Genomic DNA, 2,614 nt, shown 5'->3' with positions numbered 1-2,614 from the left:
GTGGCACGTTACTCGGTTCTGTTCCACTGTATTCAATTCGACGTTTAATTCGGCTATCAGACAGAACCATCGCTAAGAGTTTAAACTCAACAAAGTTTGGTCGAGATGAGTTGCGCCGAATTGGTTTCCATATTCGTTTTCATCGTTCAGGAGCATTATTTGCACGGTGCTGGTTACTTGTTGAGGGCGAAACCGAAGTTTGGCTTTTTCATGAACTGGCTCGTCAATGCGGGTATGACTTGGCTGCCGAAGGGGTTCAAATCGTTGAGTTTGCTCAATCAGGTCTAAAATCACTCATCAAAGTAGCAAAAGAGTTTGGTATTGATTGGCATGTCGTTACCGATGGCGACCCAGCAGGGAAAAAGTACGCGCATGCAGTGCGAGCACAGCTCGACCATGATCAGGAAAGGCATCGACTTACGGAGTTACCCGACCGAGACATCGAGCACTTTCTGTACAACAATGGTTTTGAACTTTTCTTTAAGGACATCATCAAAGTTCCTCATGACCACCCTATCCCTGCTAAAAAAGTCGTAAATCGTGTTTTGAAAAAACATGCAAAACCGGACTTAGCTTTGGCTATTGTTTCTCATTGTGAAGAGAAAGGCATGGAGTGTATTCCTGTTCTTCTGCGCTGGACACTTAAACGCGTTGTTACCATGGCCAACGGCAATACATGAGTTAGGCGTATTTCACACTCAGCGTATTGTCTTGTAATACAAAAAAAGCACACCAATTTGGTGTGCTTGTATCAAACATCATTAATTTTGATTAAGAGTATTGAGAGGGATAAAACTCAATACACAGTGGATACCAATAAGATCGGGGGTTCACTACTGTGCTTGCTCAGCAAGCGAAGAAGAAGTAGCGGTTGATTTCGTATGCAACCATAGCCCTGTCGCTTTCATTAGATAGCCAAACACACCACCTAGCAACAACGATGGAATGACAAGTTGCCAGTTTCCGTCAGCCGCAAATGTTGCGCATGAACCAATAAAAGTACCAGGGATGTACGCGAGCCAAGCCTGTTTAGCTTGAATACACATGAAGAATGCCACAATAGCGGTAATCACATAGCCAATAATTTCCAACCCCACGTAAGTGGAACCGTGAATAATTACCATTGCCCAGAATACGCCTGTCATATTGGTGATTAAGCTGATGCCTAGTCCTTTCAATCCGCTCGTTGGCGCTGCAAAGTAGCTCGTGCAACCTAAAAAACCAGCCCAAGAAAGCAAACCTAAAGAGATGGCGATCCAACCCCATACGCCAGATAAAATTCCAGTAGTAATAGAAATAGCTAAAAGTGTCGTCATGGTAGTCATACCTACTCGGCTATTATCGTACCTATATGGTTCAATAACTGCCTTCATACATTGAAATCAAGGACACATGTTAGATACATCAGCTCAGCTTATCGGTGATATTGATCACAATAAGATATTATTATTTTCACAATTTACATTAAAAGTTTGACGCAACCGATAAATCAACAGATTTAGGGAATAAACCAACTCATCTCGTAGGCATATTTAATCAACCTTTAAAGAACTGAAGGCTTCCCTTTCATCATTCGCAGCCCCTCTCTTTTAATGCAGTCGACTAATGGGTTTTCTGCCATATCTGAACGCCATATAAATGAAAGCGTCCTTTCCATTTTTAACTCAGGTACATTTAATGCCACAAGGTGACCTGCTTCTATATATCGCTCTACATCTAAATACGGTAAGCAAGTAAGGTACTGACCATTAGCAACTAAACTACGTAACACCGGAACGTGTTCGTACTCGCGCCACACATCCAAATCTTCAATAAGGTGGTGAATAGAACTATCAAATGTTTTTCGTGTGCCAGAGCCATGCTCTCTTAGTACCCACTTCGCTTGCTCTAACTGCGCAAGGCTAACAGACTGATTACGCGCAAAAGGATGATGAGAAGCTGCGACAACAGTAAGATGATCACGACACCATACTTCTTGGTGTAAACGGTTATCATCACAGCGCCCTTCAATAATCCCTAAGTCATACTTGTAATCTAATACCCCATCAATCACCCCTTTTGTACTTTGTACACCGAGAGAAATACGCATTTCTGGAAAGTCATTATCAATGATACTGATAAGGTCGGGAACTAAGTGCTCTGCTGGGGTTTGACTCGCTCCCATACGAATCTCACCACTCAATAAATGTTGCTCATAGAAGCCCATTTCAATCTGCAATGCATCTTGTAGCAAGCGTTTTGCTTTTGGTCGTAACCACATCCCCCAATGGGTTAACGCCATTTGCTTGCCTTGCCTCTCAAACAACGGCCTGCCAAGCATCTTCTCTAATTGCGCAAGCGACATGCTCGTCGCTGATTGTGTCAAAGCCAATTTTTCTGCGGCTTGGCTTACACTGCCGGTATCTGCAACTGCGTCGAAAACCGCTAATTGCTTAAGTGAGTAGCGCAAAGTGTCCTCCATTATTAGTGGGTATTTCCCAATTCCCACAATTGTTAAAGCATGCCCCAATAAGCAATAGAGTTCATTTTACCTAGCCCCGTAAAGTTATCAATTAATTTGATGAGGTTTCTAAATATTATCAATTTTACCTTACTAACCGCTCTCCCTATTCTG

The 2,614-nt window shown here is 42.7% G+C and carries 3 protein-coding genes; 1 reads left to right on the top strand and 2 read right to left on the bottom strand.

Translation table 11 applies throughout. The annotated features are described in order from the left end of the window. A partial coding sequence (locus tag CAG68_RS03340; RefSeq protein ID WP_161440792.1) for a TOPRIM nucleotidyl transferase/hydrolase domain-containing protein occupies positions 1 to 680 on the top strand: 680 nt, incomplete at its 5' end. A 153-nt stretch (positions 681 to 833) separates the two neighbouring features. Here the strand turns inward: CAG68_RS03340 and CAG68_RS03335 are convergent. Together CAG68_RS03335 and CAG68_RS03330 are read right to left on the bottom strand one after the other, a co-directional pair. Beyond that, a complete protein-coding gene (locus tag CAG68_RS03335; protein ID WP_017634175.1) occupies positions 834 to 1,316 on the bottom strand; it encodes a DUF1097 domain-containing protein in 483 nt (160 codons plus the stop codon). Positions 1,317 to 1,543: 227 nt separating this feature from the next. Continuing rightward, positions 1,544 to 2,449, bottom strand: a complete 906-nt coding sequence (locus CAG68_RS03330) for a LysR substrate-binding domain-containing protein (RefSeq protein WP_005376369.1) — start codon at positions 2,447 to 2,449, stop codon at positions 1,544 to 1,546. Positions 2,450 to 2,614: the final 165 nt, after the last annotated feature.

The sequence above is a fragment of the Vibrio sp. V42_P2S4T144 genome (assembly GCF_009904715.1).
Classification (GTDB): domain Bacteria; phylum Pseudomonadota; class Gammaproteobacteria; order Enterobacterales; family Vibrionaceae; genus Vibrio; species Vibrio alginolyticus.
The sequence above is the reverse complement of the archived record's forward strand: the minus strand, read 5'-3'. Positions and strand labels throughout refer to the sequence as shown.